Annotated in this window: 13 protein-coding genes; 8 read left to right on the top strand and 5 right to left on the bottom strand. The window is 69.5% G+C overall.

Annotation, left to right across the window (positions count from 1 at the left end):
- The first annotated feature begins 50 nt into the window (after nucleotides 1-50).
- Nucleotides 51-1,988, top strand: coding sequence for a serine/threonine protein kinase (locus tag ACFWUR_RS16715; protein ID WP_378907793.1), 1,938 nt, complete (start codon nucleotides 51-53; stop codon nucleotides 1,986-1,988).
- Nucleotides 1,988-3,925, top strand: coding sequence for a protein kinase (locus ACFWUR_RS16710; RefSeq protein ID WP_378907791.1), 1,938 nt, complete (start codon nucleotides 1,988-1,990; stop codon nucleotides 3,923-3,925). Before ACFWUR_RS16715 ends, ACFWUR_RS16710 begins: the two co-directional genes overlap by 1 nt.
- Here ACFWUR_RS16710 and ACFWUR_RS16705 read toward each other — a convergent pair.
- Nucleotides 3,922-4,749 carry a GNAT family N-acetyltransferase gene (locus tag ACFWUR_RS16705; RefSeq protein ID WP_378907788.1) on the bottom strand — a complete coding sequence of 276 codons (828 nt, stop codon included), beginning with the start codon at nucleotides 4,747-4,749 and terminating at the stop codon, nucleotides 3,922-3,924. The genes ACFWUR_RS16710 and ACFWUR_RS16705 overlap by 4 nt on opposite strands.
- A 53-nt stretch (nucleotides 4,750-4,802) precedes the next feature.
- Nucleotides 4,803-5,081 (bottom strand): hypothetical protein, encoded by a 279-nt coding sequence (locus ACFWUR_RS16700; protein ID WP_378907785.1) that lies wholly within the window; start codon nucleotides 5,079-5,081, stop codon nucleotides 4,803-4,805.
- A gap of 256 nt (nucleotides 5,082-5,337) precedes the next feature.
- On the opposite strand from ACFWUR_RS16700, the gene ACFWUR_RS16695 reads away from it, so the two are divergent.
- On the top strand, nucleotides 5,338-5,949 hold the full coding sequence (locus ACFWUR_RS16695) for a hypothetical protein (RefSeq protein ID WP_378907783.1): 612 nt from the start codon (nucleotides 5,338-5,340) through the stop codon (nucleotides 5,947-5,949).
- 49 nt (nucleotides 5,950-5,998) lie between these two features.
- Here the strand turns inward: ACFWUR_RS16695 and ACFWUR_RS16690 are convergent, their stop codons facing one another.
- The gene (locus tag ACFWUR_RS16690) at nucleotides 5,999-7,126 is read right to left on the bottom strand and encodes an acyl-CoA dehydrogenase family protein (protein WP_378907780.1); all 1,128 of its coding nucleotides are present in this window, start codon (nucleotides 7,124-7,126) and stop codon (nucleotides 5,999-6,001) included.
- Nucleotides 7,127-7,135: 9 nt separating this feature from the next.
- Entirely contained in the window at nucleotides 7,136-8,308 is a 1,173-nt protein-coding gene (locus tag ACFWUR_RS16685) for an acyl-CoA dehydrogenase family protein (protein WP_378907778.1), read from the bottom strand.
- Between the two features lie 196 nt (nucleotides 8,309-8,504).
- Between ACFWUR_RS16685 and ACFWUR_RS16680 the strand changes: the two genes are divergently transcribed.
- On the top strand, nucleotides 8,505-9,329 hold the full coding sequence (locus tag ACFWUR_RS16680; protein WP_378907776.1) for a hypothetical protein: 825 nt from the start codon (nucleotides 8,505-8,507) through the stop codon (nucleotides 9,327-9,329).
- Nucleotides 9,330-9,541: 212 nt separating this feature from the next.
- On the opposite strand, the gene ACFWUR_RS16675 is transcribed toward ACFWUR_RS16680, so the two are convergent.
- Nucleotides 9,542-10,405 (bottom strand): SMP-30/gluconolactonase/LRE family protein, encoded by an 864-nt coding sequence (locus ACFWUR_RS16675; RefSeq protein ID WP_378907774.1) that lies wholly within the window; start codon nucleotides 10,403-10,405, stop codon nucleotides 9,542-9,544.
- A gap of 212 nt (nucleotides 10,406-10,617) precedes the next feature.
- On the opposite strand from ACFWUR_RS16675, the gene ACFWUR_RS16670 reads away from it, so the two are divergent.
- Genes ACFWUR_RS16670 through ACFWUR_RS16655 form a run of 4 tightly spaced genes read left to right on the top strand, consistent with a single transcriptional unit; the run spans nucleotide 10,618 to nucleotide 13,677 of the window.
- Nucleotides 10,618-11,223, top strand: a complete 606-nt coding sequence (locus ACFWUR_RS16670) for an alpha/beta hydrolase (protein ID WP_378907771.1) — start codon at nucleotides 10,618-10,620, stop codon at nucleotides 11,221-11,223.
- Nucleotides 11,224-11,241: 18 nt separating this feature from the next.
- The gene (locus ACFWUR_RS16665; protein WP_378907769.1) at nucleotides 11,242-11,640 is read left to right on the top strand and encodes a hypothetical protein; all 399 of its coding nucleotides are present in this window, start codon (nucleotides 11,242-11,244) and stop codon (nucleotides 11,638-11,640) included.
- Entirely contained in the window at nucleotides 11,633-12,976 is a 1,344-nt protein-coding gene (locus tag ACFWUR_RS16660) for a WXG100 family type VII secretion target (protein WP_378907767.1), read from the top strand. The genes ACFWUR_RS16665 and ACFWUR_RS16660 overlap by 8 nt, the downstream gene beginning before the upstream one ends.
- On the top strand, nucleotides 12,958-13,677 hold the full coding sequence (locus ACFWUR_RS16655) for an ESX secretion-associated protein EspG (RefSeq protein ID WP_378907765.1): 720 nt from the start codon (nucleotides 12,958-12,960) through the stop codon (nucleotides 13,675-13,677). The genes ACFWUR_RS16660 and ACFWUR_RS16655 overlap by 19 nt, the downstream gene beginning before the upstream one ends.
- The last annotated feature ends 60 nt before the right edge of the window (nucleotides 13,678-13,737 follow it).

Below are 13,737 nucleotides of genomic sequence, written 5' to 3'. Positions count from 1 at the left end.
TACGCGCGTGCGCTGGTGGGTCCCGGTGCGCGGCGGGAAGTGGAGCAGACATGCTGGCCAACGGAGATGTTTTCGCCGGCTACGTCATCGAACGACAGCTCGGTCGCGGTGGCATGGGTTCGGTCTATCTGGCCAAGCATCCCCGCCTACCGCGGATGACGGCACTGAAGTTGCTCAATCGCGAGATGTTCTTCGATCAGGAGGTGCGGGCGCGGTTCGAGCGGGAGGCGGATCTCGTGTCGCGCCTTGATCATCCGAACATCGTCACCGTCTACGACCGCGGACACGACGACGAACAGCTGTGGATCTCGATGCAGTTCATCGACGGCGTCGACGCCGCGTCGGTGGATCCGCAGACGCTGCCGCCCGCCCGTGCGTTGCAGATCGTGAAGGAAACCGCCGACGCGCTCGACTACGCGCACGGTATGGGCGTGCTGCACCGCGATGTGAAACCGGCCAATATCCTGCTCGCCCGCTCGGGCGCCGGCCGCGGCGAACGGGTGTACCTCACCGACTTCGGTATCGCCCGATTGCGTGACGACACCGGCCATCTCACCCAGACGGGCACCTTCACCGCGACGCTCGCCTATGCCTCGCCCGAACAGCTCACGGGCGCCTCGCTGGACCACCGTTCGGACCAGTATTCCCTTGCGTGCGCGCTGTTTTGGCTGTTCACCGGTTCGGGACCGTTCGCGGCGACCAATCCGGCCGCGGTCATCCAGGGTCACCTGCAGCAACCGCCGCCTTCGCTGAGCAGTGTCCGGCCCGGCCTGTCCTACGCCCTCGACGGCGTGCTCGCCAAGGCGATGGCCAAGCGGCCCGATGACCGGTTCGACTCCTGTTCGGACTTCGCCGAGGCGGCGATCGCGGCGTTGAACAGTCCGAGCGCGCCCGCGGTGCCGATCGTCGGTTCGCGACCGGGCACCGGTGGGGCGTTGCCGCTGGCCGGGCGTCCCGCGACGGGCGGTGCGATTCCGCAGACCGGTCTGCCCTATCCCGTCGCGACACAGGCACCAGTGACCGGTGGCCAGATGGGCACCGCCCATGGCCCGATGACCGGTGGCCAGATGGGCACCGCCCAAGGCCCGATGACCGGCGGTCCGATGGGCACCGCGCACGGCCCGATGACCGGCGGTCCGATGGGCACCGCCCAAGGCCCGATGACCGGTGGCCAGATGGGCACCGCCCAAGGCCCGATGACCGGTGGCCAGATGGGCACCGCCCAAGGCCCGATGACCGGCGGCCAGATGGGCGCCCAGCGACCGATCAACCAGTCGCCGCAGGCCGGTGCGTCGGCTCCCTACACCCAACAATCGCGTCCGCAGTACGCGTCCGCGCCGCGGCCACAGGCCGGCGGTTTCACCCGGTACCCGCAGGGGCAACGCCCGCCGTCGAAGTCGAACACCGGGCTGATCATCGGCATCGTCGTCGCGGTGATCCTGGTGATCGTGCTGTTGATCGGCATCGGCATCGCGGCCAGCGGCGACGACGCGGGCAGCGGCCGCACGACGACGACCACGGCGGCGGCCAAGGTGATCACCCCGAGCGCCGATGCCATCAGCGCCGAATTCGGCCGGATCGTGCCCGCCACGGTCGACGATTCCACCGGGTACAACGGTGCCAGCTGCTGGGAGACCGACAGCGGCAATCCCCCCTCGCCCGCGGACGGCGAGCCCGATTTCGGCGCCTGGGTTCATCTGTGGAGTTGCTTCGGCGGCGGCGACAGCGACGACCCGTTCTACCGCATCTACGCCTTCGATTCGGCCGCCGATGCCAAGGCGGTGCTCGACGGCCTGCCGACCAACACCAAGTCCACCGACAGCAACGGCGGCAAGCAGTACACCAACTACAAGTACACCGACAACGGCAACAAGATCATCACGCAGTTCACCGGAGATCCCGACCGCGCCCAGTTCCTGATGTACACCGACGGCTACGGCACGGCCGACGAGGTGCTGCGCTGGTGGCGCTCGGCTCCGCTGAACTGATGTCGACGCACGACGAGGGCGGTGTTTTCGCCGGGTACACGATCGAACGACTGCTCGGCCGTGGCGGCATGGGCTCGGTGTATCTGGCCCGCCATCCGCGGCTGCCCCGCCGCACCGCGATGAAGCTGCTCAATCGAGAGCTGTTCTTCGACAACGAGATCAGGGCCAGGTTCGAACGCGAGGCCGATCTCGTGGCCCAGCTCGAGCACCCGAACATCGTCACCGTGTACGACCGGGGTGTCGAAAACGATCAGCTCTGGATCTCGATGCGCTACGTCGACGGTGCCGACGCGTCGTCGCTGTCCTCGCCTGTCGACCCGGCCCGCGCGGTGCGCATCGTCGCCGAAACCGCGGCGGCACTGGATTTCGCGCACAGTCGCGGTGTGCTGCACCGCGACGTGAAACCCGCCAACATCCTGATCGAACCGGTGGACAACGGGGAACGGGTCTACCTCACCGATTTCGGGATCGCCCGCCTGCACGACGACAACGCCGCCAAGCTGACCCAAACCGGGACCTTCACAGCCACTCTGGCTTTCGCCTCCCCAGAACAGCTCTCCGGCATCGCCCTCGACGGCCGCGCCGACCAGTACTCGCTGGCGTGCACGCTGTTTCGCCTCCTCACCGGAACCACCCCTTTCGACGCCACCAACCCCGTCGCGGTGATCCAGGGCCACCTCCAGCAACCCCCGCCCCGAGCCAGCGCCCTCCGATCGGGCATCACCCCCGCGCTGGACGCGGTCCTCGCCCGAGGGATGGCCAAACGTCCGGAAGAACGTTTCGCCACCTGCGCCGACTTCGCCGCGGCCGCACAGCGGGCACTGGCCGGTCACGCTGCCCCACAGCAACTGCACGGCTCGGCGCCCACCAGAACTTACCCACCGAACTCGCCCTATACCCCGGGCGCCGGTTACCCGATTCCTGGACACACCGACCCGAATTCGCCCGGCGCGCACACGCCGTGGCCGAGCGCGACCGGACCCGATCAGCCGTGGGTGGCGGGCGGCCATCCCCTGCCCGCGGGTTACGGCCCGCAGTGGGCAGCGAATGCCGCCCCGAGCACCGGTCCGCCATGGCCTGCTGGGACGCCCGGTCAACCCGGCACTTCGTGGCCCGGCGGGTCGTCCCCGTACCGTGCCGGCGCGCCGAATGCCCTCGCCCAACGTCCCCGCGACGCCGGGAGTTCCGGGCGGACGGGCGGGCGCTCGTCGGTCGCCGAGGAGTATCTCGGCAAGAAGCGGAGCTCGCGCTGGGAAGGATCGCCGATCGGCTGGCTGGCGATCATCGCGGCCGTGGTATTCCTCGGCTGGATTCTCGTGACGGCACTCGGCGACGACGGCGCGGCGGGCGTGGCGGGTCGTCCGGGTCTCGAAACCTCCGCTGTCGCAACGCCGTCGGCGAGTACGACGACCTCCGCACCTCAGCGCCTGACCTCGACCGCCCCGCCGACCTCCGATCGCACGGTCATCGGCGCCAACGCGGCACGGCTCAGCGACGCGTTCCCCCGCATGGTGCCGCAGACGTCGGCGAGCAACCTGGTCCATGCCGGGTCGGGTCTGGGCAACGCGGGTTGCTTCGCCTACGACCGCGCGACCGCGAGCCGTGATTCCGACGACGCCGATATGGGCGACTGGTCGGTCATGTGGCACTGCTTCGGCGGCGGCAACAAGGCCACCTACGAATTCTTCCTCTACCCCTCCGCCGATCAGGCCGCGCAAGCGATCGCGGGCCTGCCCGCCAACGATGCGCGCCCCACGGCGCACACCGACCGCACCTACACCAATTTCGTCCTGCACGACAGCCCGCCGAAGTCCCCGCGGATGGTCACCCGTTTCGACGGCGATCCGGGCCGTGACAGCATGCTCATGTACAGCCGTGGCTTCATCGCCGACGAGGCCCAGATGCTCGCATGGTGGCGCAGCGCACCGCTGGTCTAATCGGTCAGCGCGTAGTGCACGAAATCGCGCACCGGCTCGAAGCCGATTCGCTGGTAGATCTTGTTCGAGGTCGGATTGGCCAGGTCGGTGAAAAGGCAGGCGTCGGCGCCCTCCGCGCGAATCCGGCCCGCGACCGTGGCGGTGAGGGCGCTCGCGAACCCGTTGCCCCGCAACCGTGGTGGCGTGTAGACCGGCCCGATCCTGGCCCAGCCGAAGACGGCCGCGTGCCGAGCGACCAGGGTGACGGGTTGCCCGTCGTGCTCCCACAACCACGAGCACCCGGCCTCGATCCGCCTGCGTACCGCCGTCTCGTCGAGCCGGTGTGGCACATCGGCTTCCACGCCGAATTCCTCGGTCATCGCGATGCAGACGGCCGTGTCGTCGACGGTGGCCTGGCGCGGTGCGCCAGGGGCGTGGGGCACGCGCAGGGCGCCGAGGCGGAACAGGCGGACCGCGAACTTCTCACGGTAGGTGCCACCGTGGGTCTTCGTCCGGTGCGCCGCGAAGGCAGCGGCGTCGGCATCGTCGCCCTCGACGCCGCACAGCGCGATACCGTGTGCCGCGAAGGCGTCGGCGACGGCCGAGATGCTGTGCGCGGGCGTCTGTCCGAGATAGACGGCGCCGTTCGTGCACTGTGCGAGGCCGACCACCACACCCGCGTCGTCGCGGACGCTCAGGAACCGCGTCGCCATCCCGCCGGACCTGCCGGTGATCAGGTTGGCGAGCGAACTCGCGATCACGGTGTGACGCAGCGGATCACGACGAAGGAACGGTTCCACGTCGTCCATGAACCGGGCAGCGTCACTGGTGATATCGATGCGCACCACACCGACGGTAAGCCTTCACACCCGCGGTGGCATCCGAATTATGAGGTGTCTCAGGTTGTTTCGCGCGCGTCCCGATCGGCGCGCAGTTTCAATAGGATGAGTCCAGCCGTACAGGCCAGGATCAGCCCGGCGACGGTGATCTCCACGTGCAGGCCCGCGATACCGAGGCCTGCACCGACGAGCCCGCCGATGAAGAACAGCCAGCCCATGATCCGCGCGACCACCGCGAAGGCGCGGTTGCCGGGCGGTGTCGACGAAAAATGCCCGACGGTGGCCGAATCGGTGTTCGCCGCCGCGGTTTCCAGCCGGGGTGTCGAGAGTGCTCCCATGAGATTCTCCTCGATGACGCCGATCAGATACTTGCGTCGCGCACACTTCGCGCGTCAGTGGTTTCGGGCCGGGCGTCTCATGCGTAACTTTGCTCACACACGCTACGACTCGGCGACGCCGAACGCGCGCGACACGTCCCCGCGACACGCTGAATTGATCAATCCGATATCTGGACCAGCAACGTTTAAAATGCGCCGATCCGGCCTACCTGCACTACTGTGAGGCGATCTCGAAGCCGACGAGGAGTAACAGGCGATGGATAGCAGCAGGGCCAAGTTCGTAGGTCCGGCGGTCGCTGTTGGCGCGGTATCGCTCGGACTGATCATCATCGGTGCGTGCGGTGTCGGACAGCAGGACGTCTACGTGCCGGCGCCGCCGCTGAGCGCGGATCTGGCCGCCGCACCCGCGCGGGTGGCCGACGAGCCCACCTCGACGACGGTGCACATCCCGATCCCACCGTCGCCGAGCTGGCGGATCGCGCCGTACATGTCCCCGCGTAAACCGTTCAGCCTCAGCTCCACCGAGACCTCACCGTCGCAGACGTCGACCGTGGGCGAGCCCGCTCCCGAGTCCCCCTCGGCCGAGGCGACCACCGAATCCCGCCCGCCCGAGGTCACGCTCCACCCGACGGAGACCACCGAAGACGAGCCGACCACCACCACGAGGCCACAGATCCCCACCCGGTCGAGCCCGACCCGCACCGTCACCCCGCCCCGCGTCGGCGACGACGAAGCGGCCGAGGACTATCCGCCGACCCAGGCCTTCGACCACGCGACCCCGACATCGGTCGTCTCGGCCGACACCGGCGACGCACCGACCCCGGAAACGACGACCGAAACCCCGGCTCCGACCACCGTCGAGGGCTGACACGACGATGGTGCGCACCCGACCCGGGCACGCACCATCGTCGCCAGAACTACAGCTGCACCAAGTCGTACTCGCCGATCCGATCGGCCAGCTCCCGCCGATGTTCCAGTGCCCCACCGAGCGTCTGCCCGATCGCGGTCAACCGGGCGACGTAGTGGCTCACCGGATACTCCGCGGTGACACCGATGCCACCGTGCATCTGGATGGCTTCCTGCCCGATGTGCTCGGCGGACTTGCCCACCTGCAACCGTGCCCGTGAAGCGACCGCCGGATCGCTGCCGCCGTCGGCCAGCGCCGCCGTCGCGTACAAGCTCATGCTGCGAGCCAGTTCCAGCGAGACGTAGCAGTCCGCCGCTCGCTGGGTGAGCACCTGGAACTTCGACAGGGTGACACCGAACTGCTTGCGGGTCTTGAGGTATTCGGTGGTCAGCGTGAGCGCGACCTCCATCGCCCCGACCGATTCCGCGCACAACGCCGCTTGGGCGTAGCCCTGGGTCAGGGCGATCTGTTCGGCCGCGTCGACAGCGTCACCGAGCAGTTCGCCGGTCGCGTTGTCGAAATCGAACTGCGCGGCGCGGCGACCGTCGAAGGTGCGGTACGTACGTCCTCGCACGCCGTCCTGATTCGGGTCGACCAGGAACAGTCCGGTCCCGCCGCCGGGCAGCATCGCGCTGACGATCAACTCGTCGGCCACGTCCCCGCGCAGCACCGGATTCTTCACCCCGGTCAGCGTGTAGCCGTCACCCTGAGCGGCCGCGGCGGTGGTGATCTCCGTCGACGGCCACCGCATCCCGGGCTCGGCGTGCGCGAAAGCGAGCAGGGTGGTTCCCTCCGCCAGGGCGGGCAGCAGCCGCTGCCGTTGCTCGGGGCTACCCGCCAGCCGCAGCAGTTCGGCCGGGATCACCACCGAGTCGAGTACCGGCTCCGGAGCGAGCGCGCGGCCGAGCTCCTCCTGCACCAGCATCGCCTCGACCGGGCCCGCGCCGACGCCACCGTCCTCCTCGGGAATGGTCAGCCCGAGCACGCCGAGGTCGGCGAGCTGCTTCCAGACCGTGCGGTTCCACCCCGGGTCGGTGTCGCCGGCCTTGGCCAGCGCCTCGCCGTCGTAGAACCGGTGCAGCAGTTCGCGCACGGTGTCACGCAGCATCGTCTGTTCGTCGGTGAGTGCGAGTTCCATGTCAGTGCCTCACAATCCGAGGATCGTGGAGGAAATGATCGAGCGCTGGACCTCGCTCGAGCCTCCGTAGATGGTCACCTTGCGGTAGTTCAGGTAGCCGGGCCCGGTGTGCTGGGCCCACGCGGGCGAGGCGATGTCGTCGGCGCCGACCGGCAGCGCGTCGGCGCCGGCGATGTCGAGCAGCAGTTCGGTGGCGGCCTGTTGCAACTCGGTGCCCTTCAGCTTCAGCACCGAGGACGCCGGATTCGGCTTGCCCTCCACCGAATTGGAGACCACCCGCAGCTGGGTCAGTTCCAGGGCGAGCAGTTCGTTCTCGAGTTCGGCCACCCGCGCCGCGAACACCGGGTCGTCGAGCAGCGTGCCGCGCCCCGTCCTGGTCGCGCGGGCATAGTCCTTCGCGAGGCCGAGCTTGACCTTGGTCTTGCCGACGCCGGTGATGGAGGTGCGTTCGTTGCCGAGCAGGTACTTGGCGTAGGTCCAGCCCTGGTTCTCCTCGCCGACGAGCTGATCGGCGGGCACCCGGACGTTCTCGAAGAACACTTCGTTGACTTCGTAGCTGCCGTCGATCAGTTTGATCGGCCGCATGGTGACACCGGGCGACTTCACATCGAAGAGCAGGAAGGAGATGCCCGCCTGTTTCTTCGGCGCGTTCGGGTCGGTGCGCACGAGGCAGAAGATCCAGTCGGCGTACTGGCCCAGGGTGGTCCAGATCTTCTGGCCGTTCACGATGTAGGAGTCGCCGTCGCGCACCGCCGTGGTGCGCAGCGAGGCCAGGTCCGAGCCCGCGTCGGGTTCGGAAAAGCCCTGGCACCACCAGATGTCGAGCGCGGCGGTCGGCGGCAGGAAGCGCTGTTTGAGCTCCTCGGAACCGAACTGCGCGATCACCGGGCCGACCATCGAGGCGTTGAATGTGAGCGGCTCCGGCACCGAGGCCAGCTGCATCTCGTCGAGCCAGATGTGGCGCTGCATCGGCGTCCAGTCCTTGCCGCCCCAGGCCACCGGCCAGTTCGGCACGCACAAGCCGTTGTCGTTGAGGATCTTGTTCGCGGTGACGAAGTCCTCGCGGGACAGATCCGCGCCGTGTTTCACCCGCTCACGAATGTCGGCCGGGATCTCTGTCGTGTAGAAATGCCGGAGCTCGTCGCGGAAGGCGACCTCGTCAGGGGACAGGGCTAACTTCATACGGGTCTCCCAGTCACTCGTAGCCGTCGAAGAGAAACCTACCCTTCGGTAATCCTCGGTGTCGACTACATCACACGCGATGCCCGCGTCAGCGCCGTCGCCACGCCGTCGGCGCCTCGGCGACCGGCGCGCGGGCCTGGTACGTTGCCAGACGAACCGGACTATCCGGCGACGAGTATCCACCGAGGAGTTACGGGTGAACGGCAGATCCATCGCAGGTAGAGCGGCGGCGGTCACCGCAGCGAGTATCGGGGCGCTGGCACTGCTCGCCCCCGGCGCGGTCGCGACGCCCACCGACGACGCGATCAGCCACCTGAACCACCTCGCGGGCGAGGACGCCACGGCGAAGGCCGGGGTCGGCGCGATCGCCAGCTACACCCGGATCGTCGGCGCCGACACCCTGCGCGACATCTCGACGCAGTTCACCCCCTTCACCTACGCGGCCCCCACGTTCGGCTGCGGCAGCAACGGCCCGATCACCACGATCATCGCCGCCGCGTCCTTCGAAGGACCCGGCCCGCGCACCGAGGCGAGCCTGACGCCGGGCGACATCCGCTTCAGCGCGAGCCCGCGCCACACCGGCGTCCCGCTGGCGTCGGGTCTGAGTGTGGCCTGGGTCAATGTCAACAACGGGCAGAGCGGCATCGTCGGCCTCGACGACCAGACCGAATTCAACCTGCCGTCGCTGTCGAAGACGGTGCACAGCGGTGCGGGCACGGTGGTCGCCTCCATGTGGGGAACCATCGATTACCCGGGCGCGCGCTGCGTGATGACGCCGACCGTCGGCACGTTCGTCGTGCCCGAGTTGCCGACAGCGATCCCCGAAGCCCCCGCGGCAGCGCCCGCCCCCGAGCCCCAGAACGCCAACCCTGGCTCGGGTGGACCCTCCTCGGACACCCCGGCGCCGCAGGCACCTGCCGCCCCAGCGCCTGCTCCGGCACCCGCTCCGGCCGAAGCGCCGCAGCCCGCCCCGGCTCCCGCTCCCCCCGCCCCGCCGGCGGCGACCAACGTCGGCGGCTGAGCGAACTTCTCGGACGTCCGCCACGATCTACGCGATGATTCTTCAAACCGGCGGCGCAGCGGTGCGCCCCCACGACCCGGGATGCGCGCGACGGTAGCCGTCGGCGCCGAGCGAGTCTCCTCGACGGTTATGTCGGCCCGTATCGACCGAACACCCCGACGGGGCCGAACACACCCCGACGGGGCCGAACACACTGCGTCGAGGCGTCGAAATCAGCTGATCGGGCGGATGCGCAGGACAGTGCCTTCTTCGGAACCGGCGAGCAGCGCCGACGGGTCCGCGGGGTCGGCGACGACCGCGGTCAGCGGCTGGGTGGCGACGACGGTGCAGGCGCTGCCGGTGGACGGGTCGACGCGGACGAGGTGCCCTGCCAGCGTGGTCACGTACAGGTTGCCGTCGCGGACGACCAGGTCGTCGACGAAATCGGGCAGGGTGCCGAAGGAGGTCAGGTCCGCGACGGTGGTCGCGTCGGCCGGGTCGGTGCGTGACAGTCGCAGCACCCGACCGACCGGGCCGTCGGGGCCGGCGAAGTTCGCGGTGACGTAGACCGAATCACCCGACACCACAACACCATTGGACCCGTCGATGCCGACGGCCGCCCACCAGTCCATGTCCTCGCTGCCGTCGCGGCGCAAGCGGTGCAGGCCGTTGCCGGTGGTCACGTACAGGTTGCCGTCGGCGTCGAACGCGGCGCCGTTGGGCTGGGGGAATCCGGTCGCGAACGCGACGGGGTTCGGGCGCGCGGCCGTCGGGTCGAAGCGGACGATGCCGCCGGAACCGGCCAGCGGTGAGTTGCCGGTGACCACGTACAGCAGTCCGTCAGGGCCGAGCCGGACCGCACCGGGCGATGGCACGGCGACGGTAGTGGTGAGCCGCCCCGCACTGTCGTAGCGCTGCACCTCGCCGCGCAGGACCCGCGAGACCCAGAGGCCGCCCTCGGCGTCGATGCCGAAGTTCTCCGACCAGTCCAGCAGCGGCACACTCGACCTGATCGCGACATCCTGGTGTGCCGGTCCGCACGACGACAACGGGGCGGCCCCCGCGACAGCGCCGGTACCGAGCGAGACGCTGCTCACGACAGCCGCACCGACCACAGCACGAACAACGCACTGGCGCAACGACAACATCTGCAACCCTCGACTCTGTTGACCCGGTTCGACGCGCGAAGTCTAACGGCTGTGGCCCGACCGTGGGCGGCCCACACCACCTGCGGTTCGGATCACCACTTATCACGTACTACTACTGTCGTGCACGACAATTCGATCAGCCGAGCGGCGATAATCGGAACGTGCCCTATTTCGACAGCGAACGTGGACGACTGCACTGTCGGCGTTGGTCCATCGACCAGCCCGTGGTCAGGCTCGCGCTGTTGCCGGGCACCGGCCAGCACAGCGGGCACTACCACCGCTTCGCCGCGGCGTTGCGTCCCGCGCGGATCGAGCTGTGGACCCTGGACACCTCGGGACAGGGACTGAGCGAGGGTGATCCCGACGCGCCGGGCACCCTCGACGAGCTGACCACCGACGCGGGGATATTTCTCGATCTCGTCCGCGCCGATCATCCGGACGCGCCGGTGTTGATGGGCCACTCGCTCGGCGCGGTGACGGCACTGAACCTGGCCCGCGAAAATCTCTCTGAACTGGCCGGACTCGTCGTATGCGGCACCCCGCGCCGCGCCGCCGACCTCGCACCGGAGCCCGGACTCCCGACGCTGGCGGTGCACGGTGTGGACGACCGGCGCGCACCGATCGATGTAATCCGGCTATGGACAGCGCGGCACCGATCGGTAGATTTGCGCGAGTACGCCGACGCCGGCCACGACCTGTTGCACGAACCGGTGCAGCACCGCGTGGCGGCCGATATCGCGGAGTGGGTACTCACCGCGGTGCGATGAACGACGAAGGGGGAACCGGTGCAACCGAATCGAACGGGGCTGCCGAATACGGCGGCTCTCGGCCAAGCCGTCGACGAGGGTGGGCTGTGGATCGACGGGGTACTCGTCGCCGACGGCGCACCGGAACGGTGCGCGCTGCGCTACGAACGACTCGCCGAGGAAGTCGAAGCCCAGGTGCGGGTGCTCAGCCGGACCGCGGTCATCCCCGGTTTCGGCGGACTCGCCTCGGGGGGCGCGCTGCGCACCGGCTTCGAGACCAAGGCGAGCCAGGCACTCGACGAACTGCGTGCCTACGCGAGCACCGCGCGCGAGCTGGCCACCGTGTTCCGCGCCGCCGGGGCGAACTATCGCGAGGCCGATCAGGCACTGGCGAGCGCGGTCGCCGCGATCGAGGTCGGCGGTGACGGCGATGCGTAGCATTTCCGGCCGCACCGACGCCGACTTCGTGCCTGTCGTCGAGGTCTTCGACAACCTCTCCCATGCCGAAATCCACAATGCGGTCAGGCAACTCGATCCGGCGGCCCTGGTGGGCGCGAGCGAGACGTTCCTGACCACCGCCACCGGCCTCGGCGACGGTGTGGAGAACGCGCACGGTGAGATCCGGGCCGCCATCGCCGACGGCTGGCGCGGGACCGCGGCCCAGCAGGCCTCGGACGCCGTGCGCGACTTCGAGCAGGCGGGTCGGCGCATCGCCGATGTCTTGACGGCGGTCGGCGTCCGGCTCGGCCAGGCCGGCGACGCGGCCGAGTCCCTTCGTGCCGCCATCGCGGAACCCGATGGGGCACAACCCGATCCGGCCGCCGCGCTGCTGGACTCCGAGCAGGCCGCGACCAACGCCACGATCACCCGTGAGGCCGAGAACGCTCGGCTCGACGCGGTGCGGGCGATGGAGACGATCTACGCGGGAGCCTTCCTGCCCACCGGATCGGGTGTGCCCGCGTTCACCGGAATCGCCACGGAGGCAGCGACTGTCGCAGCCGGTGCGGCGCCGTCGGGCGCTGTGGGGTCGACCGGTATCGCGCAGACGAGCGGGCCCTCGGTCGCCGCATCGTCGACCACACCGGCCACCGTCACCGCCGCGACGACGCCCGCGGCAACCGTTGTCGGCACCACAGGCACGACCTCGACAGGCAACGGCGGACTCACGGCTACGAGCAATGCCGCAGTTCCGACGCCGTCGACGCAGGGGACGCCCCCGGCTGCCGCGACCCCGACCGTTGTCGCAGGTCGGAGTCGACCGGGGAGCAATTCCACGGCCACGGCCAGCACCACCCCGGCATCGACAACGGCTGCCACATCACCGGTTTCGGTCGGTGTGGCCGCCCCTGGCAGCCGGCATCGTCCCGGTTCAGCGGCGTCCCGCACGTCCGACACCACGGGTGTGTCCGCCGACGCCGACGGCAACTCGACCGCCGCCGCGTCGTCTTCGGGCCAGATGGCCGACGCCACGACGGACAGCCGACACGAGCGCGACACCCCGACGGCCGGTGGCGAGGCCGCGGCGGGAATGGGCGCGGGCGCCATCGGCGGCATGATGGGCGGGGCGATCGCCGCCGCGGATCAGTCTCGGCAGTCCGGTGGGCCGCGGCCCACTCCGCCGGTGGAGGAGCCCGAGGACGAGGAAGACGAGTTCTTGCGGTTCCTCGAGGAGGAACCGACCTATCTGGAGCCCGCCGACGAGGTGAACGCGCTGATCGGGAAAATGGAGCCGACCAGCCCCGCGGTGCTCGGCGAGTGGTCCGAGCGGGAGTGAACTGGCATTTCACCCCGGACCAGTTCGCGCTGACCTGGGCGCGCACGGACGGCGACCGGATCCCCTATCCGCTCGCCGTGCGTGCTTCGGCACGCGACACTGTCGAGCGCGCCGCCCAGCAACCCGCGCTGGAGGCCTGGTGTGCCCGCACCCTCGACGCCGACCTCGCGGCCGCCCTGCGGGTGCTGGCGAAACCGGAGATCCGGGTCGAGGTCTGCGGCCACGCGCCGACGCCGGTGCGCATGCTCGGCGCGGTCACCGCCGACGTCGCGGTCCTCGCGGTCCAGGATCCCGGCAGCGCGCCCGACCGAGGCGGCTCGGTCCACGTCCAGGTGGGAAGCACGAAACGTCTGGCCGCCCAGGTCTTTTCTCGACTCCCGAACCAGCCCCCCGGCCTGATGCCGCGCATCACCGCGCCGGCGACCCGCGTCGACGAGGACAGCCGCGACCTGGTGACCGCGCCCGTCGCCGGCCCCTCCGACGCCGCCCGCATTCGCCGACTCCTGCAGCGCCCCCGCAGCGGCATCGGCCAGATCCTCGTCGCGGCAGGCACGGACCCGAAACCCGCGGGCGTGCTGTCCTGGATCGATATCCCCGGCGACGGCCGCTACCTCGTCCACGCCAGCCGACACATCGATATCACCCCCGCCACACCGGATTCCGCCGTCGAATGGTTACGTCGCCTCCTCCGCAGCGTCTGAACCACCTTCGCCCCACCACCTCTGGCCCAGGACACCTGTCCACCCACCCGGCGGTCCGAA

Source organism: Nocardia sp. NPDC058633, assembly GCF_042717045.1.
Taxonomy (GTDB): domain Bacteria; phylum Actinomycetota; class Actinomycetes; order Mycobacteriales; family Mycobacteriaceae; genus Nocardia.
Note: the sequence above shows the minus strand (reverse complement) of the source record. Positions and strands in the feature narration are given on the sequence as shown.